Annotated in this window: 20 protein-coding genes and 1 tRNA gene; 12 read left to right on the top strand and 9 right to left on the bottom strand. The window is 54.8% G+C overall.

Features of this window, described 5'->3' with window-relative positions; translation table 11 throughout:
- The first annotated feature begins 322 nt into the window (after positions 1–322).
- The gene (locus STSP2_RS00915) at positions 323–1,723 is read left to right on the top strand and encodes an alpha-L-fucosidase (RefSeq protein ID WP_169852884.1); all 1,401 of its coding nucleotides are present in this window, start codon (positions 323–325) and stop codon (positions 1,721–1,723) included.
- Positions 1,724–1,733: 10 nt separating this feature from the next.
- Positions 1,734–2,585 (top strand): alpha/beta hydrolase family protein, encoded by an 852-nt coding sequence (locus tag STSP2_RS00910; protein ID WP_146658971.1) that lies wholly within the window; start codon positions 1,734–1,736, stop codon positions 2,583–2,585.
- A gap of 83 nt (positions 2,586–2,668) precedes the next feature.
- Here the strand turns inward: STSP2_RS00910 and STSP2_RS00905 are convergent, their stop codons facing one another.
- The 3 genes from STSP2_RS00905 to STSP2_RS00895 all read right to left on the bottom strand — a co-directional run bounded on the left by STSP2_RS00905 (position 2,669) and on the right by STSP2_RS00895 (position 8,580).
- Positions 2,669–4,756 carry a transglutaminase domain-containing protein gene (locus tag STSP2_RS00905; RefSeq protein ID WP_169852883.1) on the bottom strand — a complete coding sequence of 696 codons (2,088 nt, stop codon included), beginning with the start codon at positions 4,754–4,756 and terminating at the stop codon, positions 2,669–2,671.
- Between the two features lie 35 nt (positions 4,757–4,791).
- Complete coding sequence (locus STSP2_RS00900; protein WP_146658968.1) at positions 4,792–6,837, bottom strand: hypothetical protein; 2,046 nt, start codon at positions 6,835–6,837, stop codon at positions 4,792–4,794.
- 117 nt (positions 6,838–6,954) lie between these two features.
- Positions 6,955–8,580, bottom strand: coding sequence for an ArnT family glycosyltransferase (locus STSP2_RS00895; protein WP_146658966.1), 1,626 nt, complete (start codon positions 8,578–8,580; stop codon positions 6,955–6,957).
- 186 nt (positions 8,581–8,766) lie between these two features.
- Here STSP2_RS00895 and STSP2_RS00890 point away from each other — a divergent pair, with 186 nt between their 5' ends.
- From STSP2_RS00890 to STSP2_RS00875, 4 genes are read left to right on the top strand one after another with little or no spacing between them, the layout of a single operon-like run.
- Positions 8,767–8,967, top strand: coding sequence for a hypothetical protein (locus tag STSP2_RS00890; protein WP_146658964.1), 201 nt, complete (start codon positions 8,767–8,769; stop codon positions 8,965–8,967).
- Positions 8,968–8,979: 12 nt separating this feature from the next.
- On the top strand, positions 8,980–9,477 hold the full coding sequence (locus STSP2_RS00885; RefSeq protein ID WP_169852882.1) for a hypothetical protein: 498 nt from the start codon (positions 8,980–8,982) through the stop codon (positions 9,475–9,477).
- 19 nt (positions 9,478–9,496) lie between these two features.
- Positions 9,497–10,120, top strand: a complete 624-nt coding sequence (locus STSP2_RS00880) for a hypothetical protein (RefSeq protein ID WP_146658961.1) — start codon at positions 9,497–9,499, stop codon at positions 10,118–10,120.
- A complete protein-coding gene (locus STSP2_RS00875; RefSeq protein WP_169852881.1) occupies positions 10,120–10,383 on the top strand; it encodes a hypothetical protein in 264 nt (87 codons plus the stop codon). Before STSP2_RS00880 ends, STSP2_RS00875 begins: the two co-directional genes overlap by 1 nt.
- A 9-nt stretch (positions 10,384–10,392) precedes the next feature.
- Here the strand turns inward: STSP2_RS00875 and thrC are convergent, their stop codons facing one another.
- From thrC to STSP2_RS00860, 3 genes are all read right to left on the bottom strand, one after another.
- Complete coding sequence (gene thrC / locus STSP2_RS00870; protein ID WP_146658957.1) at positions 10,393–11,745, bottom strand: threonine synthase; 1,353 nt, start codon at positions 11,743–11,745, stop codon at positions 10,393–10,395.
- An 80-nt stretch (positions 11,746–11,825) separates the two neighbouring features.
- Complete coding sequence (locus STSP2_RS00865; RefSeq protein WP_146658955.1) at positions 11,826–12,593, bottom strand: HAD family hydrolase; 768 nt, start codon at positions 12,591–12,593, stop codon at positions 11,826–11,828.
- Positions 12,594–12,779: 186 nt separating this feature from the next.
- A complete protein-coding gene (locus tag STSP2_RS00860) occupies positions 12,780–14,108 on the bottom strand; it encodes a beta/alpha barrel domain-containing protein (RefSeq protein ID WP_146658953.1) in 1,329 nt (442 codons plus the stop codon).
- 567 nt (positions 14,109–14,675) lie between these two features.
- On the opposite strand from STSP2_RS00860, the gene STSP2_RS00855 reads away from it, so the two are divergent.
- On the top strand, positions 14,676–15,917 hold the full coding sequence (locus STSP2_RS00855; RefSeq protein WP_146658951.1) for an MFS transporter: 1,242 nt from the start codon (positions 14,676–14,678) through the stop codon (positions 15,915–15,917).
- Between the two features lie 124 nt (positions 15,918–16,041).
- Positions 16,042–19,092 carry a PAS domain-containing protein gene (locus STSP2_RS00850; protein WP_169852880.1) on the top strand — a complete coding sequence of 1,017 codons (3,051 nt, stop codon included), beginning with the start codon at positions 16,042–16,044 and terminating at the stop codon, positions 19,090–19,092.
- Here STSP2_RS00850 and STSP2_RS00845 read toward each other — a convergent pair.
- The gene (locus STSP2_RS00845; protein ID WP_146658948.1) at positions 19,068–19,661 is read right to left on the bottom strand and encodes a hypothetical protein; all 594 of its coding nucleotides are present in this window, start codon (positions 19,659–19,661) and stop codon (positions 19,068–19,070) included. The two genes, STSP2_RS00850 and STSP2_RS00845, sit on opposite strands and share 25 nt — an antisense overlap.
- A 31-nt stretch (positions 19,662–19,692) precedes the next feature.
- Positions 19,693–19,775: transfer RNA gene (locus STSP2_RS00840), tRNA-Leu, on the bottom strand.
- Between the two features lie 118 nt (positions 19,776–19,893).
- Between STSP2_RS00840 and STSP2_RS00835 the strand changes: the two genes are divergently transcribed.
- Entirely contained in the window at positions 19,894–20,316 is a 423-nt protein-coding gene (locus STSP2_RS00835; protein WP_146658946.1) for a hypothetical protein, read from the top strand.
- On the opposite strand, the gene STSP2_RS00830 is transcribed toward STSP2_RS00835, so the two are convergent.
- The gene (locus STSP2_RS00830; RefSeq protein WP_146658943.1) at positions 20,313–21,770 is read right to left on the bottom strand and encodes a tetratricopeptide repeat protein; all 1,458 of its coding nucleotides are present in this window, start codon (positions 21,768–21,770) and stop codon (positions 20,313–20,315) included. The genes STSP2_RS00835 and STSP2_RS00830 overlap by 4 nt on opposite strands.
- 249 nt (positions 21,771–22,019) lie before the next feature.
- Here STSP2_RS00830 and ribH point away from each other — a divergent pair, with 249 nt between their 5' ends.
- The 3 genes from ribH (at position 22,020) to STSP2_RS00815 (ending at position 24,113) form a co-directional block, all read left to right on the top strand.
- Complete coding sequence (gene ribH, locus STSP2_RS00825; protein WP_146658942.1) at positions 22,020–22,484, top strand: 6,7-dimethyl-8-ribityllumazine synthase; 465 nt, start codon at positions 22,020–22,022, stop codon at positions 22,482–22,484.
- 93 nt (positions 22,485–22,577) lie between these two features.
- Positions 22,578–22,994 carry a transcription antitermination factor NusB gene (gene nusB, locus STSP2_RS00820; protein ID WP_146658940.1) on the top strand — a complete coding sequence of 139 codons (417 nt, stop codon included), beginning with the start codon at positions 22,578–22,580 and terminating at the stop codon, positions 22,992–22,994.
- 66 nt (positions 22,995–23,060) lie between these two features.
- On the top strand, positions 23,061–24,113 hold the full coding sequence (locus tag STSP2_RS00815) for a ParA family protein (protein ID WP_146658938.1): 1,053 nt from the start codon (positions 23,061–23,063) through the stop codon (positions 24,111–24,113).
- Positions 24,114–24,211: the final 98 nt, after the last annotated feature.

Below are 24,211 nucleotides of genomic sequence, written 5' to 3'. Positions count from 1 at the left end.
GCTATATTAAGGCCGGGTTAAAGCTGTTTGCCGGCAAGTCGTTCATGAATCCGCACAGGATACTATATATGGCGTGCAATTTTCACGAAAAAGCGGGGGTATTGCAATAAAAATCTGGCGGGTATCGGCAGGCGGACGGTTTATTGGGTCGGCGGATGCGGAGACTTGATTGACGAATCTTGTTCGATTGGGTTCGTTTGGGTGCCGAGGAGTCTATATCAGTGTTAGTAACGCAGGGTGTATGTGTAATTTAAATTGGACGGCAAGGCGGTATATATTAGGATGGTGGCGGTAAATACGGGTGTTATGCGGAGAGTATGGAATGGATCGACGTGATTTTTTGAAGTTGAGCGGCGCGGCGGCGGGGTCTTTGATGCTGGGTGCGTGTCAGAGCGAGTATCAGAAGGTGCGGGCGGCGGAGGTCGACCTGCCCATGCCCACAGCGGCCCAGCTAGCATGGCAGCAGGCGGAGATAGGGGTGCTTGTTTGCTATGAGTTGCATACCTTTAATGAAGACAGGTATGTCCAGAGCCGGGAACGCCGAAGACCGATCAAAGATGTGAACCAGTTTAATCCTGAACGCCTCGACACAGATCAATGGGTGCGGGCCGTGAAAAACATGGATGCTCGTTTTGCGATACTGACCGCCAGTCACGAGTCGGGCTTTCGTTTGTGGCAGTCCGATGTGAATCCTTACTGTCTTAAGGCCGTTGAGTGGGGAAGGGGAAAGCGGGATATTGTAGGTGAGTTTGTCGCATCCTGCAGGAAGTATGGTGTCAAGCCCGGCATATACCTGGGGACACGGTGGAACTCGCATCTGGGTGTTTGGGATTTCAAGGTGACGGACCGCAGCCCGTTGACGCAGCAGGAATACAATGAGCTGATAGAAAAGGAGACTGAGGAGATTTGCAGCCGCTACGGCGATCTGTTTGAGCTGTGGTATGACGGCGGAGCGTATGGGCCGGATAAAGGCGGGCCTGATGTGCTTTCGATATTCGAAAAGTACCAGAAGGACTGCATATTCTATCATAACCATCAGCGGGCGGATGTGCGCTGGGGCGGGAGTGAGACAGGTACGGTCGGTTATCCCTGCTGGGCGATGATGCCTTACGATGGGTGGTCGAAACATAACACGGAGCTTGCGAAAGATCGATTTTGGCTGCTGAAGCATGGCGATGCGGATGGAAAGGTGTGGTGCCCTGCGATGTCGGATGCGCCGCTGCGCAATCACGAGTGGTTCTGGGAGCCGAATGACGAACATAAGTTATATTCGCTTGATGCTCTGATGAACATGTATTACAAGTCTGTCGGTCGTAACTCGACGCTGATACTTGGGTTGACGCCTGATACGAGAGGGCTCGTGCCGGATGCAGATGTTGAAAGATGTAAGGAGTTGGGTGATGAGGTGCAGCGGCGGTTTGGCGAGGAGATTGCGAGTACTTCAGGCTATGGTAAGCAAGTCGTGCTCGAGCTGGAACCGGGGACAGTGATCAATCATGTGGTGATACAGGAAGACATCGCGCGCGGTGAGCGGATACGTCAGTATTCAGTAGAAGCGAAGCAGGCAGGCCAGTGGAAACAGGTCCGCAAAGGGCGCTCGGTCGGACACAAGCGTATCGAGAAGTTTGCACCGGTCGAGGCGGATGCTGTGCGTCTGACGGTTCTTGATTCGGTTGCCGATCCATTGGTGAAAAGGCTTGCGGTTTATAATTGCGGTACGTGAGGTTAGCACAATGAAAAATTATAGACTTACAACGATGAGCGTTGTACTGTTGGTGTTGGTTTGCGTACTGCCTGTATTCGCGCAGAGTAAAGGCTCAATCGAGTATGAGGGCAAGAAGTCTTCATGGAATGGTTATGAGAAATATGATTTTGCGCTGGATGGGATACCCTGCTATGTTGTCGCGCCGAAGGAGTGTGAGCCGGGCAAGCCTTGGGTATTGCGTGCGAGGTTCCCGAACTATCATGCGGATATAGATGTTAAGCTGCTCGAAGCGGGGTATCATATCGCGTTCATAAATGTGGCAAACCTTTACGGCGGACCCGAAGCATGCAAGCGCTGGAGCAAAATGTATGAGCATATGATCGACAAGTATGATTTGAATGCGAAGGTGGTGCTGGAAGGCGTAAGTCGCGGCGGACTGATCGTCTACAACTGGGCCAAGCGAAATCCTGACAAGGTAGCGAGCATTTACTGTGATACGCCAGTGTGCGACATTAGAAGCTGGCCTGGCGGCAAAGGGCAAGGCCGCGGTTCTGACGCTGATTGGGAAAGATGCATGAAGGCTTACGGACTGACGGAGGAGACGGCGGGTGAGTTTACGGGTAACCCAATCGACGGCCTGGATGAGCTTGCAAAGGCTGGCGTGCCTGTGATGCATGTGGTGTCTGAGTCTGATACTGTTGTGCCGCCTGACGAGAATACGCGAGTTTTGCAGAAGCGTTACCGTGAACTGGACGGTCCGATCTTGGTGCTTTCGATCGATGAAGGCACGAAGGTGTCACACGGACATCATTTTCCATTGACCAGCGTGGTGGTAGATACAGCGGTGGATTTTATCCTGCGGTATGGGCCGAAAGATTGAGCATCCCCGCTCGTCAGAGGTCGATTAGCATATAGAGCGTCCCGCGATTTTGGTTTTCGCGGGACGCTTTTTTATTCTGGCTATTAGTTGATCTCGACGGTAATTTCGCTGCTGTAGGTTGCGGTGGGGTCGCCGTATTCGTACAGGGTTTTTGCGATGGTTTCTATGGAACGTTTTGGTTTGCCGGTGTAAACCGTTTTGCCGTTGGCGGTTATGGCGACCGGCTTGTCGAGGTTGAGCATGCAGTCGTTCAGGCGGACGGTGAGTTGGTCAACGTCGGCTGTTTTAATATTGATCTTCTGGCCGGTGAGCGTTGCGCGGACCTCGTCGCCTTTTTGCATGCTGTCATGATTGACGGCGAGCCAGTAGAAACGCGGCCGGTTCACGTCGTCCTGCTTCCAGACGATGCGGTCGGGGAAAGTTCGGCGGACCTGTTTGGCCATCCACGGAACCGCAACCGCGTCCTCGCCATTCATCCAGTGACCCTTGCCCGGGTAGATTTTTCTCCAGTGCGGGTAGCCGTCGGGATCCTGGCTATGCAGGACGTCGAGTTTTTTGTCCCATTGGGCAGCGATCTTGTTGCGGTCGTATGCTGCGTCTTTGCCGCCGACCTGTATGCTGAAGGGCAGGTTGCGCAAGCCGAGCGGTGAGGCTTCGTTGGGATGACCCGCCATCATTGAAGCGGCTGCGAAACGGTCAGCCATGCGAGGCGCGAGCTGATACACACCGTCTCCGCCTGCCGAGTAGCCCATCAGGTAGACGCGGTTCGGGTTGACGTCCAGGAAAACGATCATGTTCTCGATCAGCCTGGCGAAGAATTTGTCGATGTGCGCCTGGTGCCACAAGTTCCATGTGTCGGTGGGTGCGCGGGGTGCGACGTAGACGCCCTCAGGGATTTTGTAGAGGCGTTTCTGGTTATTGTACTGGGCGTCGTTGACGGCCTTGGGTGCGCCGCCCCCGCCGTGCATGGAGATGTAGAGGCTCCGGCCGTCGGCAGGCTTGTCGCCGGTGACGGTGTAGAAGAACGGCATATCGAGGTCGCCGATGCTTAGCTGGCGAGCCTTCATTTCGCCGGCTCGGGTTTGCTTGATATATTTTGCGTGGTCACGCCAGAGCAGTTCCTTCGCCTGTTCCGCGTGTTCACTGCTGAGCGGGACATCGGAGAAAAGTTCGTCTTTGATCGGCCTGCGTTCAGTGCGGGATTTGCTGAGATACGTTTTTAGCTGGTCGATAGCGTGCAGCGACGCTTCTATATCGAAGTCGGGGTCGTTTTGCGAAGTGGTCACGGCCGTGTCATCGCTCGATCCGGTGTAGCGGTCGGTGACGTCTTCCGCATGGACGTAGTCAACTTCGCGTGCCCATACGAGCGGGAAGCTGGTGCCGGTGGGTTTGTAGCTGGTCGCGTAGATGGCGTGCAAGCGGTGGTTGGCCTGTGCTGTGGCGGCACGGTCGGTGAACCAGCCTCGGTTGAGTTTGTCGCCCGACGGTTCGTCCGCGCCGGTGTATTGCCATTGGCCGTCCCATATCTCGACCCATGAATGGTTGCCGGACTTGTCGGACCACAAGGGCGTGCCGGCCAGACGCGCGGGAACCCCGACCGCACGGCAGGCGTCCACGAGCAGTATCGACAGGCCCGTGCACGAGGCCATGCCCGCTTCGATGGTTTCTATCGGCGACTGGTCGGCCTTTGGTCGTTTGCGTGAAAAGTGCACGTCGAGCATGTCGAAGATCTTGCGGTTGAGGATTACGGCAGCTTCGCCCGGCGTTTTCGCGTTCGCGATGAGGGGCTTGAATCGGTTGTAGAAATCTTCGCGCCAGTTGTCGCGCCGTTCGTTGACGCATGCATACGGCAGGATGTTGTTGAGGAACATTTCCTCGCTCACCTGGTCCTTCCAAGGCGCTTCGTTGTACGCCTTGTAAGCGAATTCGACGTTGTCGGTGAGCAGGTCCGCGGTGATGTTCTGCAGGTCGCGCTCGGGCATGTACGCAATTAGAAACCGCATGGCATTCTTGTGTGCCTCGGGTGTTTCTGCAAGAGCCTTGCGAAGCTCGTCAGCGTTGCCGCCGGCGCGTTCGATAGCTGATTCTGAAAGTGCAGTGAGATCACCAGCGAAAACTGATGTGCAGAGAATCGTTAGAATAATTGCCGCGGTAGTTACGTAATGTTTCATGAAGACCATTTCCATTTACAAATAGGTTGCCGGTTTTAGTTTTGCAGTGATACGTTCATTTCCTCGAACTGTGCTGCGGCGTCGAGGAAGTACGCGGTTATCCAGAAGACGGTCCAGTGTTCAGCGTATCCGCCTCGCATTTTGTAGACGTCGGACATGTCGCCCCGCTGTGCGAAGTTTGTGTGCTGGATCTGTTCGCCCTGGCTGCCGTACGGGTCGATCAGTTGGCCGCACGAGAGGTACATGACCTTTGCGAGTTTCTGCAGGTCCTCGCGGGCGGTCAGTGTGCCGAGCTTGTATATCTTCGGAGCGATCAGCACGCCGAAGATGTCGACGTGTTGGTTCTGTGCGGACACGTCCGTCCAGCCTCGCGTCTTAAAGCGGTGATTGCGGAGTCGGCCCGGGGGCATCTCGATATCGTAGACGCATGTGTATGTCAGGACGACATCGCAGGCGTGCTGTGCGCGTTCGAGCCACTTCTCGTCCTGCGTCAGTTCGTATGCCGCCAGAAAGCCCTGCATCGCCGCCCACGCGCCTTCCTTATCCTCGCAGCTCGCGTCGAGCGTGCCGCCCCAGTAGGGTTCTTCCATCGAGACGTGCCGGTCGGCGTAGTGGTTTGCGGCCTTGAGTGCGACGCGTTTGTACTTCTCATTGCCGAACAGTTGATATGCCTTGCACAGCGGCGAGATGAAGAAGCCTTCGTTCGTGCTGACCGGGTGCCAGTCATCAGCAAGAATGCGGTCGGCGTGAATGTCGCAGGCCTTCTTGAGGAAGGTGCGCCATTTGGATGTGTCGTACTCTTCGTTGTCCTTTGCAGCGATTATCGCACAGGCGAAGTTCTCCATCGCCTGGCCCTGCGAGACCGGGTCCTGCCCGTGCCATTCGTTCTTGTTGCGGTCGTAGATCAGCAGGAAGCCGTTTTCGTTGAACGGCGAGGTGGTCAGATGGTCAAGCGACCGCTGAACGAGCTCGGCCCTTTTCGGATCGTCGATCGTATCGGCCAGCGGGATAAGTGCATAGCCCAGGCACGCGGCCTGTCCGCACCAGCCCATCACGTAGGGCGAATCGTCGGTCGGGTACATGCCGAAGCCCGCGGACTTTTCGTCTTCGTGCCAGCGGCTTTTCGCGAAGCGGTACTTGGCTCTGAGGATCTCGTCGTAGGTTGGCAGGCCTTCGGTTGCGAACGGTTTGAACAGGTCAATGCTTGCCCTGACGGCCGGGCGAAAGCCTGAGCCTTTTGCGAAGCCCTTGTTCGCCTGGAGGTAGTAGCGTTTTTCGATGACCGCGCCGGGCGGGATGTTGAGATATGTGTCTGGGTATTTCATGAAGCCGCGCTGTACTGCCTTGACGACGCTTCGTTCGCCGTTAGCTGCGCACGGCCCGGATAGCAGTACGAGTTCGGTGCAGTCGTCTTTGCGGGCGGCTCCGAGCGACCACCACTGATCGTTCTTGTTGCCGTAGGGTGCGGTGCATGGTACGCTATGCAGTGTGACCGCGAGACGTTCAGCATCGCTGTCGGTTGCGGTTTCCAATGATGCGAACGGCATCGGATAGCGGTGCTCTTCGAAGATCGCGTAGGGTGTATCATCGGACCATGTCGCGACCCGGCCGCTCTTTGTGCCCGACGGATTGCCGTAGTAAAGTATGCCTGGCATGAGCGGTTCGACATCGGTGAAAGGCGTCTGCCAGCGGACCGACAGGGTCGCTCGTTCAAGAGTGCTATCGCCATGCCATTCGAATCGGCGGATCACTTCGATGACCTCACCAGACGGGCGGTAGCTTTCGCGCAGTTTCCATTCGCCTTCGTCCAGCGACAGCGTGCCGCGGCAGATCGTCCATTCGTTAACCGTTTCGATCTTCTCGATCTTTGCGTGCCGCCAATCCGCGGGCCACTGATCCTCCCAGCCGGTCGCGATCGACCAGAGCCCCTCGGCAGGCGAAGTGAGTGCGAGTCTGTCGCCGACGGTAACGCGAACCTGCGATCCGTCTTCATCGACGGACAGCTTGGGCGGTGCGGCTGTTGCGATGTTTGAAACGCACAGCATAATCAAAACACTCCAGACACTCTTCACGCTGATCATGTTTACACTCCCGGCAAAATGGAATTCATGACTTTAAGAGCCGGACAGTATAGCACAATCGCAGCGGAAATTCCAAAAAATCGTCCATCAGTTTTGCGGGGCTCCGCAGCCGGGCGGTCAGTCGGGTTTGCGGAAGATACGCAGGTCGGTGACCGATCCTGCCGTGGGGTCGTCGGTGCCCAGAGTTGCGGCCTGGTTGAACTCTTCGCTTTTTGCGAGTTCGTTGCCGGCCTGGGCGAACGCGATAATGAACGCGCCGTCCTCGTATGCTTGCTGTACTTCATCGACACTGCGGCAAACGTCCGCGGATCGCCCGAAATAGTGCAGGAAGGCCGGTTCGACCGAGCCGTATGCGTATACGTCCGCGGAAGCGGGGATCCGGCGTGACGCTCTGGCCGCGAGGCCGCTTTGCGTGTCGGGCGTGATCGGTATCAGGATCAGCGATACAGTAAGAATCGTTATCACCGCCAGGCCCGCAAACAGTGTGATGCAGGCGGCGAATCGCTTGCCCTTCATGAACAGCAGCGTCAAAAGTGCCGTCAGCACCATCGCTGCGACCGCGACGGCGCACGCTTCGAACAGTATATCGGGTTTGTACCGGGCGACAAGTGCGGCGGCGATGATCGAGCCGAACAGGATTATGATCACGTGGTACTGGAAGAACTTGCCGATGAATCGCCGCGTGTGGGCCTTGCGTGTGTAGACAAGGTCCTCGAATATGATACCGGCCAGGATCGCCAGCGGCGGGATTGCGGGCAGGATGTCGCTAAGGTCCCTTGCGGGCAGTATGGTGAACAGAACCGTCAGCGAAACGAACCAGCACCACAGGAACTTCATCGGCGTTCGCGTCTCGGCCCAGACCTTGTAGAACGGTGCGATGACCGCCAGCGGCACGAACGCGATGAACGGTGCCGCATACTCGAAGACCATCAGAACCGAGAACCACGCAGGATGCAGACCGGGCGAGAAGAACTGCTCAATCATGCTGCTCTTCCAGACTGCGAAAAGTGTATCCGAGCCGACCTGTCTTGCCGCCAGCATCGGCCAGGGCAGTAGCACCGCCAGGAACACCAGCGTGCCGACGATCGGCATGGTATGTTTGCACAGCCGCCAGCTTCTCGTGACGGTGAACCACGCGATCAGCGGGATCAGCACCGCCGGGACCGCCAGCAGCAGGTTCGTCAGCGCCGCCAGCGCGAAGGTTATGTAGAACGTGAGCATGTACGTGACGCGGCGGCGGGCGTGTTCCTCGTGCAGACCCGCGTAGAAGGCCAGCAGCGCGGTCGCGGTAAGTGCGGTCAGCGTCATCGCGGGTACCGCGTTGCGTGCGAAGCTGACGAAGCCGAAGCTTGTCGCCCAGATCAGCGCAGACAGACATGCAGTGCGGAAGGGCAGGATCCGCTGCGCGAAGTACAGGATCGATGCAGTCGAGAGGATCGCGAGGATGAACGAAGGCAGCCGGGCGGTGAACGCGTCCACGCGTCCGGTGAACTGCGCCGCCAGCGCGGTCAGCCAGTACGGCAGGGGCGACGGTGCGAGCTGCGGTTCGGTGTTGAAGGTCGGCACGATGTAGTCGCCCGATGCGAGCATCTCGCGGGCGGTGACGGATATGCGGGCCTCGTCGTCGCTGACCGGACGCGGGCCCAGCATCCAGCCGGCCGTGATAAGCCCGACCGCCAGGATGAAAACCGTCGCGGGGATCTTGTGCTGTTCGACCGCGATCTCTTTGGGTGCGTTCGCCATGTCAGTCGTTCTCCTCGTTTAACTTCGGTTCAAGCTGCGAACGCAATTATAAGGCAGACCGGCCGAGAAATACAGGTTGCATTTCGCGAATAAATCCATCTTAAAGCATTGAAGGTCGGGAATTTACTTGCCGTTTACGGTGGTTGCGGGTATGGTTGAGGCGCTATGTTGTTCGGGAGAAGAATTATGAAAGCAGTCAAAATTGTGATCGGCAGTCTTTTTGCGGTCTACGCGGTGCTCCAGTTACTCACCCTTTTTGGCCGTTTGGCAGGCGATAACGACACCGCATATGCGCAGAGCGCGCTGTTCGGCAACATATCCGCAATCGCTATCGGAGCGGTTATCGCGTTTGCATGTTTTAGAAGTGCGTTCAAGCAAGAGGATTGAAAGAAATTTCTTATGGGCAGATGTTATTTGGTGATGTTTATGGCGTTGGGGATGCTGGCCTTGGCCGGCTGCGAGAAGGACAGCGGAAATTCCGGGCAGGTTGAATTGTCCGGCAATGATGTTGCCCGGGCACTCGGAATGAATGCCTGGGAGGTAACTTTGCCTGCCGATCATGACAAGGATGCAACTGTTGGGCTTAAGTTGAAGTATCCCGATGGATCCGTGAAACGTTTAAGCGGTGTTGGTTCAGTATCGCCCGGAACGGTTTGCAAAATAGTCGTGTGGAGAAGCGATGATAAATTAAAATGTGCTCTACTTACCGATCGTCATAGCACCAGAAGTGATGGAATGGAGATGCAGGAAATTGTGGGAGATTTTCGGGGGGCTATGCTTTTCGAAGCTGAAAGAAAGCTCGGTGACATGCTTATGAAGTGGGGTAATGATAAAGTGCTGTCGTCTTCTACAGTAAATGAGGGGGAGGTTGCGTTGATATTTGATGTTTGGGAGTGATCGATCTTTGGAGGCTTTTATGAAATACCGACTGCTTACTGTGGCTCTCTGCATGGTCATTTTTTCAGGCTGTGTCCGTTCACTGCATCCGTTTGGCACTGAGGAGGATATCATCTATGATCCTAATCTCATTGGTTGTTGGCAGGAAGAGGGTGAAGAGGAAACATGGTGTTTTGAAAAAGGAAAAATCGAAAAATCTTACATTCTTTATATGCGAGGCGATGGTGAAACCATCGGACCTTTCGGTGTGCATTTGCTAAAGATCAAGGGCGAAATGTTTATAGACATGCTTCCATGTGGGCCTGAGTTTGACATGGACAATCCTTATGAATTTCAAACGCTTCCCGTTCACGTCTTCGCTCACGTCAAGCAGATCGAACCGGCTTTGCAGATGAGATTTCCCGACCCCGATTGGTTTAAGCGTTTGATAGAAGATAACCCCAAAGCACTCAAGCATGAAATAGTGAATGGAGAGCCTTTAGTCACTGCCTCAACCAAGCAGATGCAGGAATTCTGGTTGAAGCATTTGGAAACGAAAGATGCTTTCAGTAAAACCAGCAACAAACGCAAGTTGGAAAAAACTAAGCCTGACAATATAGAGGCGAAGAGCGAATCTAATAAAAAAGGGATGAAGAAAACTTGATGAAATATGATCGGCTGAAATTCATTGCGGGGCTGGCGGTTTTGAACGTTGGTGCGTTCCTTACTACGGCAATGTTTCTGCCGCAGCGCGGCGGGATATACCGTTACAGTTCCAAGCTGGAGCTATGGTTCATTCGACGTCACGATTGGCATATTGCTTGGGGCGTTCTATTGGCTACATTGACAGTGAGCATCGCAGGATGGCTTATTGTCGAGGCGTTTTGCGAAAAGGGGCGATCCGGTGAAGACCGCCCTTCTGAATAGTTTTCTGCTTTAGGCCTGTTTCATTGCCTTGATGATCGCGTTGAGGTCATTTGGAACTTCTACCGGCGGGTTGGAGAATTTGCCCTTGTTGTCTTTGTGGTAGTTTACTGTTAGGTTGGGGTCCTTTAGGGGGTGGCCGGTCAGGACGCAGGCTATTTTTGCGGACGGGTCGACGACGCCGTCTGCGAGCAGGTGTTTTAGCCCTGCGATGGTTGCCGCTGATGCCGGTTCACAGCCGAGCCCGCGCAGGCCGATCTGTGCCTTTGCGTCGATTATTTCCTCATCGGGCACGGAGATCACCACGCCGTCGCAGATGTCCAGTGCGCGGAGGCACTTGGTCAGATTCACCGGGCGGGATATCTCGATCGCCGACGCGACCGTGCGAGGCGAATACTTGCGTGCGGTCAGGTCGTCGTAGAATTCCTGCACGAGGTCCGCGTCGGGCCTGCCGTCGTTCCAGCGGAGGTTCCTGTCGTTATAAAGATGCGTGAGCGTGTTCGCGCCCTCGGCGTTGATGATCGCCAGCCGCGGCACGCGGTCGATCAGGCCGAGCTGCTTGAGTTCCGCGAACGCCTTGCCGAAGCTGCTGGAATTGCCCAGGTTGCCGCCCGGCACGATGATCCAGTCAGGCACCTGCCAGCCGAGCTGTTCGAGGATGCGGAACATGATCGTCTTCTGCCCTTCCAGCCGGAACGGGTTGAGCGAGTTCACCAGGTATATGCCGAGCTGTGCGCACACCGCCTGGACCTGCCGCATGCAGTCGTCGAAGTCACCGGCGATCTGCAGCGTATGCGCGCCGTAATCCATCGCCTGCGACAGCTTGCCGTACGCGATCCGGCCCGAGCCGATAAACACCGTGCAGCTCATGCCCGTGCTGTGCGCGTAAAGCGCCATGGATGCGGACGTGTTGCCTGTCGATGCGCACGCCGATGCGGTCGCGCCGACGAGTCTGGCGTGGCTGAACGCAGCCGTCATGCCGTTGTCCTTGAACGAGCCGGACGGGTTCAGCCCCTCGTATTCGAGATGCAGACAGCCCGCGTCGATGCCCAGGTCCTTCGCGAGTGCGTCGTTGCGCTGCAGGATTGTCTGGCCCTCGCCGACGGTGACCTTGCAGTCGTCCGGGCAGAAATTCAGCAGATCGCGGAACCGCCATACGCCCGAAAAGTCCAGCGGATTCGTACGCGTCCAGCGTTTTTCAAAGTCTTTCAGCGAGCCGGGCACGTCCATCTTGTCCCAGTCGTATGCGACGTCGAGCATGTCGCCGCAGGTCGGGCACTTTACGAGTATCTCGGCGACATCGAAGGTCGCGGCGCATTCGGGGTTGATGCACTTCTGAAAGGCGTAGTCACTGTTATTTGCCATTTTGTACTCCGGCTCATGGTTAATCGTTGCGGCGCGCAGATCGGCCTATTTTCTTTTCTTACGGTGTTATATCGGTCGAATCAGGCGAATGTTTTGGTGATCAGGTCGGGTAATTCGGAAATTTTGTCGATTTTCGGCACCCCGTCCGGCACTTTTTTCCCGCGGTTGGTATATGCGGACTTGAGCACCGGGTGCATGCCCGCGTTCATTGCGCCCTTAACGTCCTTGTCCACCCGGTCGCCGACGAAGATTATCTGGCCCGGATCGAGCTCCAGCCGAGCGGCAGCGTCGTTGAATATGCGGATATGCGGTTTACGGCGGGATACCTGGTACGAATACAGGCGAATGTCGAAGTAATCGATCAAGTTTTCCTCGCTCAGGTGCCGATCGAGCGCGTGCCCGTTTACGAAGGTATTGGACACGATACCGAGCTTGAGCCCCGCGTTCTTCATCGCCGCCAGCGTCTCGCCCAGGTCCGGCTCGATCTTGGCGTAATCCTTGAGCGTTCGGTACCACGCCCAGTGCAGTTCCTCGTATTGTTCGGGCGTCAGATCGAACTTTTTGTGCTTTCCGTATGTCTTGAGCGACTGAAGGCTGTCGAAATCCTTGCCTGTCATCGCCGACCACGTGGTCTGAAACCGCAGCCCGATGATATGGCGGAGGATGTAGCCGTAGAAACTCCGTACCGGCTGGTTGGTCTGTTTCAGATAATCGTATGCGCTGCGGGCGGCCTTGACGACTGTTTCAGTCCGTTTAAACTCGCCGAAGTTGATCAGCGTGTCTCCCAGGTCGAACAGTACCGCCTTGATATTACCTGTGACAAGTGCTTTTGTTTGTGTTTGTGCCATTCTGCGGCTTTTTTCCAATTCAACAGTCTAATTTGATGCAGTGGTGCAGTATTCTAACAGGCAAAGGCTCGCTTGTCACCATAGTGTTTGCAATTATGGCTGAGGTAAGGGTGTGAATAAAACGGGCACATGCCGCCGAAACGACATGTGCCGCTAAGCATATGAAGAGTGTGTGAACTTTATTGATTATTTAGCCGGGGGCAGGGTTCCGTCGAAGACCTGAACGATCCATTCGTCCATCTCATCTTCCGAGATCGCGGAGACGCGATTGGCCTCGTACTCTGCGTCGATCCGGTCCTTTATCTCGATCACCCTCGGGTCGTGCTTTGCGATGCTGATGTCGTATCTGCTTTCTATGTAATGCTTTATGCCCGCTGCGCCGGTTTTGTCCGTGATCGCAACGCCGATCGGGCGGTCCAGCAGCTTGCTCGTGTCGAAGCAGTTGTATATCTCTTCGTTCTTGAGCAGGCCGTCCGCGTGGATGCCTGCGCGGGTGACGTTGAAGTCCTTGCCCACGAGCGGATAGTTCGGCGAGATCTCAAAGCCCAGCTCTGTTTGGGCGTACCGTGCCAGCTCCGTGATCGCGGCATAATTGATCTTCGGATTCGTTCCGGCGATCTGTGCGTGCTCGACGATCATCGCTTCCAGCGGCGGATTGCCCGTCCGCTCGCCCACGCCGAAGATGGAGCAGTTTGCCGACGCACAGCCGTAAAGCCATGCTGTTGCAGCATTTACCTGCACCTTGTGGAAGTCGTTGTGGCCATGCCATTCGAGCCACTCAGCAGGGAAGCCGAGCTGCCGCAGGCCCTGAACGAGCCTGGGGATCGACCGAGGCAGGGACGCATTCGGATAAGGCACACCAAATCCCAGCGTGTCGCACAGCCGGATCTTCACCGGTGAGTCATATTCTTTCGCCAGGTCCAGCAGTTCGTCCGCAAACGGCAGAACGAAGCCCTCGTAGTCGGCCCGGGTTATGTCCTCGAAGTGACATCGCGGTACCACTCCCTGATCGAGTGCCGACCTTACCACGTCCAGATAGCCCTGTATAGCCTGCGAACGGACCTTTCGGAGCTTGAGGAACACGTGGTAGTCGCTCGCAGAGGTCAGAATGCCCGTTTCGCTAAGGCCCGCGTCGGTCACGTACTTGAAATCGTGCTTCGTAGCCCTGATCCAGCCTGTGATCTGCGGAAACTCGTAGCCGCGTGCCTGGCAAAGCTCGACGGCCTTGCGGTCGCGGTTGCTGTACAAAAAGAATTCGCACTGACGTATCAGGCCCGTGCCCGCGTCTATTTCATGCAGAAAGTCATATATGCGAAGTATCTGCTCGGGCGTATAGGGCGGACGCGACTGCTGGCCGTCACGGAATGTCGTGTCGGTTATCCAGATATCGTCCGGTATATCGATCTGGACCGGTTCGCTCTCGAAGCTTACCTTCGGAAACTCGGTGTACGGGAACACGTCGCGGTAAAGGTTAGGTCGTGATATATCGTTAAGTTGTATTTTTTTGTCGATCATATTGTTCTCCTTAATACTGCTGAGGTCGCGTGAACATATATCTCGCTAAAATCAGCCATACTGCTTTACCTCGCAACGGGTGCATTTGTTCTGCAGTGCGGTTTTTGCGAGCTGGAGTTGCACAAATACGGCCCGCCCAGTCCTTTGGTAAAGCATTGGACTTTATTTATACCACGGGTTGATGGCTGAATCCAGAAGAATTTTTTTACAGAATGTTTGCCCGTCTGCAGGAATGGCGCAGGCCTTTGGGCCTATTTTCGGCTGGCTTGCCCCTGTAAAACTGTGTCTAAGGGCCTTAAACACAGATTGATGTTCCCGAAATCCTCATTTTCTGTGCTGTTATTCTGGTTTCGAGTCCACCAGTGAGCTAAGCCGCAGGTGTCGTCCTGTATCCTGATAAAACGAGGCCAATCCGATGCTCTTGGTACGGCGGACAGCAAAAAACTGCTGATAATCGTTAAATATGGTGCCTGGATCCGTGAACAGTAAACGATTGGTGCAAAAACAGCAAGTTTGGGGTATATTGGGGCAGGTTTGAAACAGCAGTTAGTTTTGTGAACAGGCGGGATGGCTAAACCAGACCTTGAAAATAGTGTGATATTCCGGTTCTCACTGTATGGGTTCCTGAAGAATCAGCGTTATTTCGAGCCGTTTTTGATACTGGCTTTCCACGCTGACAAGGGGCTTTCATTTTTTGCGATCGGGCTGCTGATCGGCTTCCGCGAGCTTATGATAAATCTGCTCGAGATACCCAGCGGAGCCCTGGCGGATCTTTACGGCCGGCGTATGTGCATGATCACCGCATTCGTCGCGTACACCATTTCATTCGTAGTATTCGGTGTCAGTTCTGTTCTGTGGCACCTCTACATTGCGATGCTGCTCTTTGCGGTGGGCGAAGCCTTCCGGACCGGCACGCACAAGGCGATGATCTTCGCATATCTGCACAGCAAAGGCGCGGACGATATGCGGGTGCAGGTTTACGGCTTCACGCGGAGCTGGTCCAAGATCGGCTCGGCACTGTCTGCGGCCATCGCGGGCGGGCTGGTCTTCTGGCGGGGCAACTACAGCGATATCTTCTGGCTCTGCGCGATTCCCAGCGCGATGAACGTGATCAACTTCATGACCTACCCGGATGTCGTCGAGGCAGGGCGGAATACGGACGTCAGGGGCATGCGGGTTTTCGGACACGTCTGGGAATCGGTCAAGATCGCATGGAGCAGACGGGCCCAGCGGATGCTGCTGCTCGAGTCCAGCGGCTTCGAAGGTGTGTTTAAGATCGCCAAGGATTACATCCAGCCGGTGATCAAGTCCGTAGCGATCGGCCTGCCTTTCCTGGCGGCACTCGAAGATCAGCAGCGGACAGCCATACTGATCGGGCTTGCCTACACACTGGTGCACCTGGTCAGCAGCGTGGCGTCCCGCAGGGCACATACCATCGGCAAATGGGCAGGCGGCGACGAGTCGTCCGCGATGTGGATATGGGGCGTGGTGATGGTCTGTTACGCCCTGCTGGTCGCAACGCTGGGGTTCGGCTGGTTCGCGATCGCGACGCCTGTGTTCGTGGCTGTTTACATGCTGCAGAACTTCTACAGGCCGCTGCTGGTCTCAAGACTCAACGCCGTCAGCGAAAAGCACCAGGCAGCCACGACCCTTTCGATAGAGTCACAGCTCAAGTCACTTGTCGCCATGATAGTCGCACCGCTGCTTGGCTTCTCCGTCGATCAATGGGGACTGTGGTCGGTCGGTCTGGCGGGTTTTGTCGTCTCAGCAGCCTTCTGGCTCAACGGCCGAATCGCGGCACGACGCTGAATCTCGTACTGTGGCAGGCAAGTCTTTTTATTTATTGACAAGTGACGGATATCCTCCAAAATGTATAAGTGAAATGAGGAAGTGCATAGTGCGAGTGGGTAAAACAAAAGGAACTCAGGGAACTATGGACGCGAAGCATGTGTTTTTTCAATCCGTACTGAACCACGTGCCGGCCGCCGTCGCGGTAATCCGGGGCAGCGACCTCAAGCTCATCTCGGCCAATGCGGCCTATACAGCCATAGCGCCTGACAAGGAGTTCATCGACAAAACGCTCGAGGAGATATGGCCCGAGACAGGCCGCAAGTTCAGTTATCTATGTAAGCAGGTCCTCGAGACGGGCGAGCCGTTTCATGCCGAGGATGACATTTTCATGATCAGACGTGCACCGGCCGGTCATCTCGAAAGGGCTTTTTTCAGTTGGTCCCTGTACAAAATATGGCTGCCCGAGGAAAACGAATGGGGGATCTTGAATACGGCTCAGGAGACGACCCGGTACAAGGAAGCCGAGCATTCACTCAAACTCTCAGAGGAACGCTACAGGCTCGTCAACGAGGCTACGAATGACATCATCTGGGACTGGGATCTGACTACGGACGAGGTGAGCTGGAACGATGCAGTCGAAAAAGCCCTGGGACAAACGCGTGAGAACATGCCCGATTCAGTGCAGAGCTGGTACGAGCATATTCACCCGGATGATCGTCAGCGAGTGGTTGCAGGTATTCACAAGGCAATCGATGAAGGCGAGAAAAGCTGGTCCGACGAGTACCGTTTCGGTCCTGTCGGAGGGCCTTATCGTACATATCTGGACCGTGGGGTCATAGCACGCGAATCGGGTGGTAGGGCATACCGCATGATCGGCTCGATGCTCGATCTTACTGAACGCCGCGCCAGTGAGCATGCCCTGCGAGAAAGTGAGGAAAGGTTTCGTTCGGTATTCGAGCAGGCCGCGGTCGGTATCGGGCGGGTACGTTTCGAAGATGCCACGTGGATAGATGTAAACGATGCGTTCTGTAAAATGCTCGGCTATAAGCGGGAAGAATTTCTCTCAACACCCTGGCCCGAGATCACGCACCCCGAAGATGTCGACCTCGACCTGATACCGTTCAAGAAGATGGCCGCCGGCGAGCTGGAAAGTTACTCCGTTGAGAAGCGTTTCATCCACAAGGACGGCCGTCATGTCTGGGCAAAGCTCACACTTTCACTCGTTCGCGACTCCGAGGGCAGGCCCGATTATGAAGTCGCGGTCATCGAAGATATAAGTCGCCGTAAAGAAGCGGAAACGATGCTCAGGCGGTACGAAATACTTGCCCTGCAAAGCAGAGACATCATTCTGGTAATCGATCCCAAAGACGGACGTATCACCGAAGCCAATGCCGCAGCCGTAGAGGCGTATGGATATACTCGCAGCGAACTGCTGGAGATGACTGTTCACGACCTCCGTCTGGACCATACGAGAATGGTAAACGGTCAAATGTCCGATGCCGCTTCACAGGGCATACTCTTTGAAACAGAACATCGGCGAAAGGACGGAGCTGTTTTCCCGGTCGAAGTCAGTTCGCAGGGAGCGGCTATCGATGGACAGATGATCCTGGTCAGCGTGATTCGCGACATCACTCAACGCAAGCGGACCGAAGAAGAATTGCGCAAGAGTGAGAACCGTTTCCGAGAAGCATTTGCCACAGCACCGGTAGGCATGGCGATTATGGACCTGCACGGTAAATATCAAGTGGTGAATAAAGCATACTGCGATTTGATTGGATACGATGAAAATGAATTGACCCAAAAGGGCATGACCTTCAAGGATGTTACCCATTCCGAAGATATACCGGCAAATACCGAAGCCTTCGCGAACGTATTGGCTGGGGAAATACCGGCTCATTATCTTGAGAAAAGATATGTTTGTAAGGACGGACAGATAATATGGGTGCGTGTGGGCATCAGCTTGAGAAAAGACGCTGCCGGTGAGCCGCATCAGTTCGTGAAGATAATAGAAAATATCGACGACCGCAAAAAGGCCGAAGCCGCATTACGCGAGAGCGAAGTTCAGTTTCGTGAGAGCTTTGAGCACGCACCGGTGGGGATGGCAATAACAGATGTCGAGGGTCATTTCATTGAGGCTAACGAGGCATACTGCAATATTGTGGGGTACGATGAAAATGAACTGATCGAATCCGGTGTAACATACAAGGACATGACGCACCCGGATGACCTCGACAGTAACCTTGCAGTTATGCACCGGATGCTGCGCGGAGAGATCCCGGCATTTTACTACGAAAAAAGGTACGTTCGCAAAGATCGAAACGTAGTCTGGGTCAGGGCAAGCGTCACGGCCAGGCGGAACGAATATGGTGAACCTTATCAGCTTGTCGCCATCGTAGAGGATATCAACGATCGCAAGAATGCCCAGGCCCAGCAGGAACGGCTGCTCAACAGCCTTAAAAAGAAGACAGAGGAAATGGAGCGGTTCGCCGGCATAATACGGCATGACTTCGGCAACTCGGTTTTCTCGATCGAGGCATTTAAATTTGAGCTGGAACGCATTTGCAGCACGATAATTGAACAGTTAAAAGAACCCGATTTCAGTCCCGATGACAAGGCAGTGATGATTGAGATGCTTGAAGATACCGCCCCGACCTCGCTCAACTATATTCAGGCATCGGTCGATCAGATGAAGGCATATTTGAAGGGCCTGCGACAAATAGCCGCCGTCGGTCGGGTTACTTTAAATAAGGAACGCATCAACGTAGAGGAGTTGGTTGAAGAGCTGGTCGGAGTCTTGAAACACAGGCTTGAGGAAGAAAATGTGCAGCTTGAAATTAATGAACTCCCCGAATGCATCGCTGACGCGGATCAGTTAAAGCACGTCTTTATGAATCTCGTTACCAATTCGGTGAAGTACAAGGACGATCAGAAACAGCCGCATGTGTATGTCTCGGGTGAAAAGCGAGGAGGTCAAAGTGTCTATTGTGTCCAGGACAATGGAATCGGCATCAAGCCGGAAAACCACGAGAAGATATTCGACGTGTTCTACCGAGAGGAAACCTCCAAGGCAGACGGTGAGGGGCTTGGGCTGTCTATAGTTTCGCGAGCTGTGGATCGAATGGGCGGCAGTATATGGGTGGAATCGGAACCAGGCCAGGGCAGCAGGTTCTACGTTTCCCTGCCATCTGCCTGAAAAGAACGTTTTTGGTTTTGAACCAGCTCATCGATTGCGAGCTTGAGCTTCTGATAGGTTATTGGTTCCGTCAGCCCTTCGAGCACCTTCAGCGAAAGCGTCTTGGCTTCGCCCAGCTCGGCATCTAGCACTTCGCGCGGCAATACATAAAACTGCCATTGGGTCGTGTCGAGCACATTTACTCTGCTGCGGTCCTTTTCAGCGAGCAAGCAAAACACGTAAATATCAGCGGGACGGTGAGGTCTCGGGGAGTATTCGTTGGTGTCCGCTGTCCATGAAAGTTTTTTGCCAATGTCGAATCGTATCGCCGATGGCCTTTTCTGCGGCCAGCTTTGCAGGTACGCCGACGACTTGACTTCGATCTTCGTCCCGCCGTACGCGATGTCAAATGCGTCCCATTCGATGCGGGCATGGTCGACAGCTCCAAGCGCCGATGCGACCAGATACTCTGCGAACACACCCCAGTTGGCATTGCTAAGTATGTCGCTGTACGCCCACCGCCAGAAGCTCCCAACGGTGAAAGCAGTAGGCATGATGCTTTCGCTGTGCTTTAGTTTGGGAATTTTCATAGATAAGCCGTTTTTCACACAGAAATAAGGATAGCCGAGGTGGGATTCGAACCCACACGCCCTTGCGGGCAGGGGATTTTAAGTCCCCAGCGTCTGCCTTTCCGCCACTCGGCCAGATTGTCTTGGCTTACGGTCGAGTTTGGCTGTATAATGACCAAAACCCAATGGAGCGTTATTATATGAGCGAAGTTGGGTTTTGCAAGCGTAATTCAAAATCGAAGGATTCTCTTAAGTGGCATTGAACTCAGACAAGCTGAAGCTCGCGGTACAGATAGTGCTGATAGCTCTCAGTGCGGCGTGGCTGACTCCTGCAGCTGTAATTTTTCTGCCATGGGCATGGTTCGAACCTGTAATAAAAGATTACGGCATAGCGGGTAATCCCAGCCCCCTTCAGAAATACTGGTTTGTCATGGCTGGTGCTATTTCCGGCTTTGCCGGCGGCGTGATCATCTCACTGGTGAAGAGGGTCGAAGAGAAAATCCATTTTGTCAAAGCTGTGGCATATTTTCACATCGGGCTCGCTGTGATCCTGCTTACCCGCGGTCTGGGGTTAAATGCTCCAGTCGAAATAGTGCTCTGGGACAGTTTTTTCTGTGCGCTAACCGGGCTGGTACTGCTTGCGGCAAGCTCTCGTATGGTCGCTAAGGATAGTTAGCCTTTTACCAACGCAAATTTGTTCAGAACACTAGAAAAACTCTTTTGCAGATTTTGTGTCGTTCTGATGCATTTGATCGCTCTGTGAAGCTTCTTTATCCTCGCGCAATCTTTATCCAGCTCCCTCGCCTTGTGTATAAATTGGGCGGCCCGGCCGATCTGGTCGCATTTCACACAGCAAAAGGCCGCGTCGGCGTACAGATTGGCGTTTTCGTTGCCAAGCTTGATCGCATATTCAAAAAAATGCGTCGAGCCTTCGTGGTCACCCTTCACAGCCAGTGCCAGCCCCAACTGATAAAACGCCTCCCCGTTCTTGTCGTCCATATCGACCACCTTGAGGTAGCAGTCCGTCGCATCGCTTGGTCGCCCCATCTGCAGCAGCATCGCCCCCATCGCCATCAACACATGCGGCTCCTCGATCTCAAGGTCCAGCTCGGCCAGCAGCAGGTTCGCCGCCCTATCCGTATCTCCCCGCGCCAACGCTATCTTCGCCAACCGGTACCTCGGCCCCGGTACACGCGGATTTATCTTCATCGCACGTCTGAACATCCTTGTCGCATTGGTCATATCTTCCTGTTTCGATGCGATTTCCCCCAGGTAAAAGATCGCCCGTGCCGACTGTGGATTGATCTCTAATATACGGTTGAACTTTTCCTTTGCCGCATCCAAATCCCCATTCTCCAGCAAGAACAGGCCGAACTCCAGTATCACGTCCACATCGCCCGGATTCATGCGAAGTTCCTGCAGAAAATGCACTCTCGCCAGATGCTTGTTCGAGCTCGCCCAGTACGCCTGCGCGATCCGGTAATTGATCTGTGGATGCGTCGGTTCCAGCTCTGCTGTCTTCTCCCAGCACCAGATCGCTTTCTTGTATTCCTGCCGGCTGAACAGCGAATTGCCTATATTATAGAAGCAGATGGCACAATCCGGATCGAGCTGCTGAGCTATATAAAACATCTGCTCCGCCAGATCGTGCTGATCCATCTCAGTATATGTAATGATGCGATTGCAGTAGCAAGGCTCGAATGAGGCATCGATCTGTTCGATCCGCTGGAAAGTCGCCAGCGCCAGGTCATACTGACCCAGCCGCGTGTAGTCCACGGCAAGGCAGTTGAGCGTTTCCAGGTCTTCCGGATTAAGTTCCAGCGCCTGTTCATATGCCGCGATTGCGGATTTGAAGCGGTTCATCGCATCGAGGGTCAGCCCCGCATTGAAAAACCATGATGCATTTTCAGGATTGATATCAAGTGCCTGTTCGAGCTGCTGCAGCGCCAGGGCGTGCTTACCTTCCTCATATAGTTCGAAAGCGTTGCGCGCCATCTCCTCGGCACTGCCCCAGGGGTTACTGTCCATGTATTCAAACATTTCCGACCTCGCTGAATTCGTTTTCGCCGGAACTTCCCGGCCCGTCGGGACCGGAAAACAAACATCCGTGTGCATAATCAGTATCGGCATCTTTCGCCAACCTCTTATCGTCAGCCGACCCCGACGCACTGTTTTTGGAGCGGCAGTGAAGATAATTTGCTGGAAATTACTCGTGTAAACCCTTATAATCGCTCAGCTTAGCCGGTCGGCCATATTGCCGAACAGCACCGGGCAAAATCGAAGTCGACTGTTTTTCTGGAAGTTTTTTCGTGAAGGTCTTATAATGTCCGCCTGAAGGACTAATCGAGATATTGGCTGCATAATTTGGAGCACGACATAATGTATAAAGAGATCAAGGGTCAGTTAACTGCCGGCGACGCCAAATACGCCATAGTGGTAAGCAGATTCAACGAGTTCATCACCAGCAAGCTGCTCGGCGGGGCGATCGACTGCCTCCAGAGACACGGCGCGAGCGACGATCAGATCACCGTGGTATGGGTGCCCGGCGCGATTGAGATCACCGTAGCGGCCAAGAAGGTGGCCGAAAGCGGCAATTTTGATGCTGTTATCTGCCTCGGCGCTGTGATCCGCGGCCAGACGAGCCACTACGACTACGTATGTCAGCAGATCTCACGAGGCGTCGGTCAGATCAACTACGACGCGGGCGTACCTGCCATCTTCGGCGTCTTGACAGTCGAAACCATCGAGCAGGCCGTTGAACGTGCCGGCACCAAGCAGGGCAACGCAGGAGCAAGCGCCGCAATGTCCGCCATGGAAATGGTCAACGTGCTCGGCCAACTGTAATTATATCGTAAAAGGGCGACCAAGGTACGGGGGTGCGCGATCCTGCGCATTCGATTCTGATAATACTTAATTTGCAGATACAGGGAAGTTTAAGTGGACAGAAGAAGTAGAGCCAGAGAGCTGGCCATGCAGGCTATATACCAACTGGATGTTCAGGGTGACGATTTTCTGGGCGGCCTGGAGCTGTTCCTCAAGCAGGAAAGCGATGACGACATGGTGTTCACGCTCGCCCGCGACTGGGCGCGGGGCACATGGGAGCATCTTCCGACCTGCGATGACCTCATCCGCAAAGCGGCACTGAAATGGGATCTATCCCGGCTATCCGTCGTCGACCGCAGCATCCTCCGGCTCAGCGTATACCAGATAAGATACTGCTCCGAAATACCGGGCAAGGTCGTCATAAACGAAGCGATAGAGATCGCCAAAAAATACAGCGGTGACCAGTCCCCGCGATTTGTCAACGGCGTACTGGACGCGGTTTTGAAGAAGATCCGCGATGAAGACCGATGAATTACAAAATGACGGCAGAGGCAATCTGTCGTATGAGAGTTATTTGATTTTAGCAGAGGTGGGACCTTGAGAACCATTGCCGTACTGAACCAGAAGGGTGGAGTTGGCAAGACGACAACCGTAGCTAATACCGCCGGCGCGCTCGCCGAGAGAGGCTACAGGGTGATGGTGATCGATCTGGACCCGCAGGCCCATCTGACGATCCACCTGGGCGTGGACGCCGAAAGCGACGGCAGCGGCGCATACGATGTGCTGTGCAATTCCGCGAACATTAAAGAAGAGCTCTTGCACGTTCGCGAAAATCTCTGGCTCCTCGGTGCCAACATCGACCTCGTCGGCGCCGAAAACGAGCTTGTCAGCGTCGTCGGCCGCGAGATCATCCTGCGAGAAGCCCTTAAGGAAGTCAGCGAATTCTTCGATTACCTGATCATAGACTGTCCGCCTTCGCTCGGACTCTTGAGCCTCAACGCCCTCTCAGCAGTCGGCGAAGTTTTCATACCCATCCAGCCGCACTTCCTCGCGCTGCAGGGCTTCGGCAAGCTCATGCAGACCGTCACTCTCGTCGGCAGCCGGATCAATCCGTCGCTCAAGATCAGCGCGATCCTGCTCTGCATGTACGACAGCCGAACCACCCTTTCCTCCGACGTCAAGTCGGACATCGAGCAGTTCCTCGAAAACGCTCGCGGCACCGACCAGCCCTGGGCCGACGCAGAGATCGTACCGATACATATACGCAGAAACATCAAACTGGCCGAGGCTCCCAGCTTTGGTAAGACCATCTTCGAATACGAACCCGCCTGCAACGGCGCATCCGATTACCAGGCAGTCGCGGAATACCTCATCGGCGGCAACGGTGACGGCCAGACGCAAGCTGAAACTGAGGTTGCAGAACAATCGGACGAAGACGATTCATCGCCCGAAGCAGTCACCGAACCCGAACCGCGATCCGTCCAGGAAGCAAGAGAAGCAGCCCAGACAGCATCAGAGCAAACCCCCGACCCGGACGAAACAGCCGCTTTCGAATACGGCGCTGATGACATGTCGGATTATGAACGAGGCGACCTCGACACGAACAGCGACGAGCAGGACTTGCAAAACCGTCGGGCGATGGGTGAGTAGAATTCATGCATCCGCGTGAGCACGGCGCAAAAATAAAGGCTGCTCCGTGGATGACGATAGGAAGCAACCTTTGTACAAATAAGTGCTGTATTGATTTT

It is taken from the genome of Anaerohalosphaera lusitana (assembly GCF_002007645.1).
Taxonomy (GTDB): Bacteria; Planctomycetota; Phycisphaerae; order Sedimentisphaerales; family Anaerohalosphaeraceae; genus Anaerohalosphaera; species Anaerohalosphaera lusitana.
Note: the sequence above shows the minus strand (reverse complement) of the source record. Positions and strands in the feature narration are given on the sequence as shown.

Coding starts and splice junctions, on each gene's coding strand:
- STSP2_RS00915 (WP_169852884.1), top strand. CDS start 323: ATGGATCGACGTGATTTTTTGAAGTTGAGCGGCGCGGCGGCGGGGTCT.
- STSP2_RS00910 (WP_146658971.1), top strand. CDS start 1,734: ATGAAAAATTATAGACTTACAACGATGAGCGTTGTACTGTTGGTGTTG.
- STSP2_RS00905 (WP_169852883.1), bottom strand. CDS start 4,756: ATGAAACATTACGTAACTACCGCGGCAATTATTCTAACGATTCTCTGC.
- STSP2_RS00900 (WP_146658968.1), bottom strand. CDS start 6,837: ATGATCAGCGTGAAGAGTGTCTGGAGTGTTTTGATTATGCTGTGCGTT.
- STSP2_RS00895 (WP_146658966.1), bottom strand. CDS start 8,580: ATGGCGAACGCACCCAAAGAGATCGCGGTCGAACAGCACAAGATCCCC.
- STSP2_RS00890 (WP_146658964.1), top strand. CDS start 8,767: ATGAAAGCAGTCAAAATTGTGATCGGCAGTCTTTTTGCGGTCTACGCG.
- STSP2_RS00885 (WP_169852882.1), top strand. CDS start 8,980: ATGGGCAGATGTTATTTGGTGATGTTTATGGCGTTGGGGATGCTGGCC.
- STSP2_RS00880 (WP_146658961.1), top strand. CDS start 9,497: ATGAAATACCGACTGCTTACTGTGGCTCTCTGCATGGTCATTTTTTCA.
- STSP2_RS00875 (WP_169852881.1), top strand. CDS start 10,120: ATGAAATATGATCGGCTGAAATTCATTGCGGGGCTGGCGGTTTTGAAC.
- thrC (WP_146658957.1), bottom strand. CDS start 11,745: ATGGCAAATAACAGTGACTACGCCTTTCAGAAGTGCATCAACCCCGAA.
- STSP2_RS00865 (WP_146658955.1), bottom strand. CDS start 12,593: ATGGCACAAACACAAACAAAAGCACTTGTCACAGGTAATATCAAGGCG.
- STSP2_RS00860 (WP_146658953.1), bottom strand. CDS start 14,108: ATGATCGACAAAAAAATACAACTTAACGATATATCACGACCTAACCTT.
- STSP2_RS00855 (WP_146658951.1), top strand. CDS start 14,676: ATGGCTAAACCAGACCTTGAAAATAGTGTGATATTCCGGTTCTCACTG.
- STSP2_RS00850 (WP_169852880.1), top strand. CDS start 16,042: ATGGACGCGAAGCATGTGTTTTTTCAATCCGTACTGAACCACGTGCCG.
- STSP2_RS00845 (WP_146658948.1), bottom strand. CDS start 19,661: ATGAAAATTCCCAAACTAAAGCACAGCGAAAGCATCATGCCTACTGCT.
- STSP2_RS00830 (WP_146658943.1), bottom strand. CDS start 21,770: ATGCCGATACTGATTATGCACACGGATGTTTGTTTTCCGGTCCCGACG.
- ribH (WP_146658942.1), top strand. CDS start 22,020: ATGTATAAAGAGATCAAGGGTCAGTTAACTGCCGGCGACGCCAAATAC.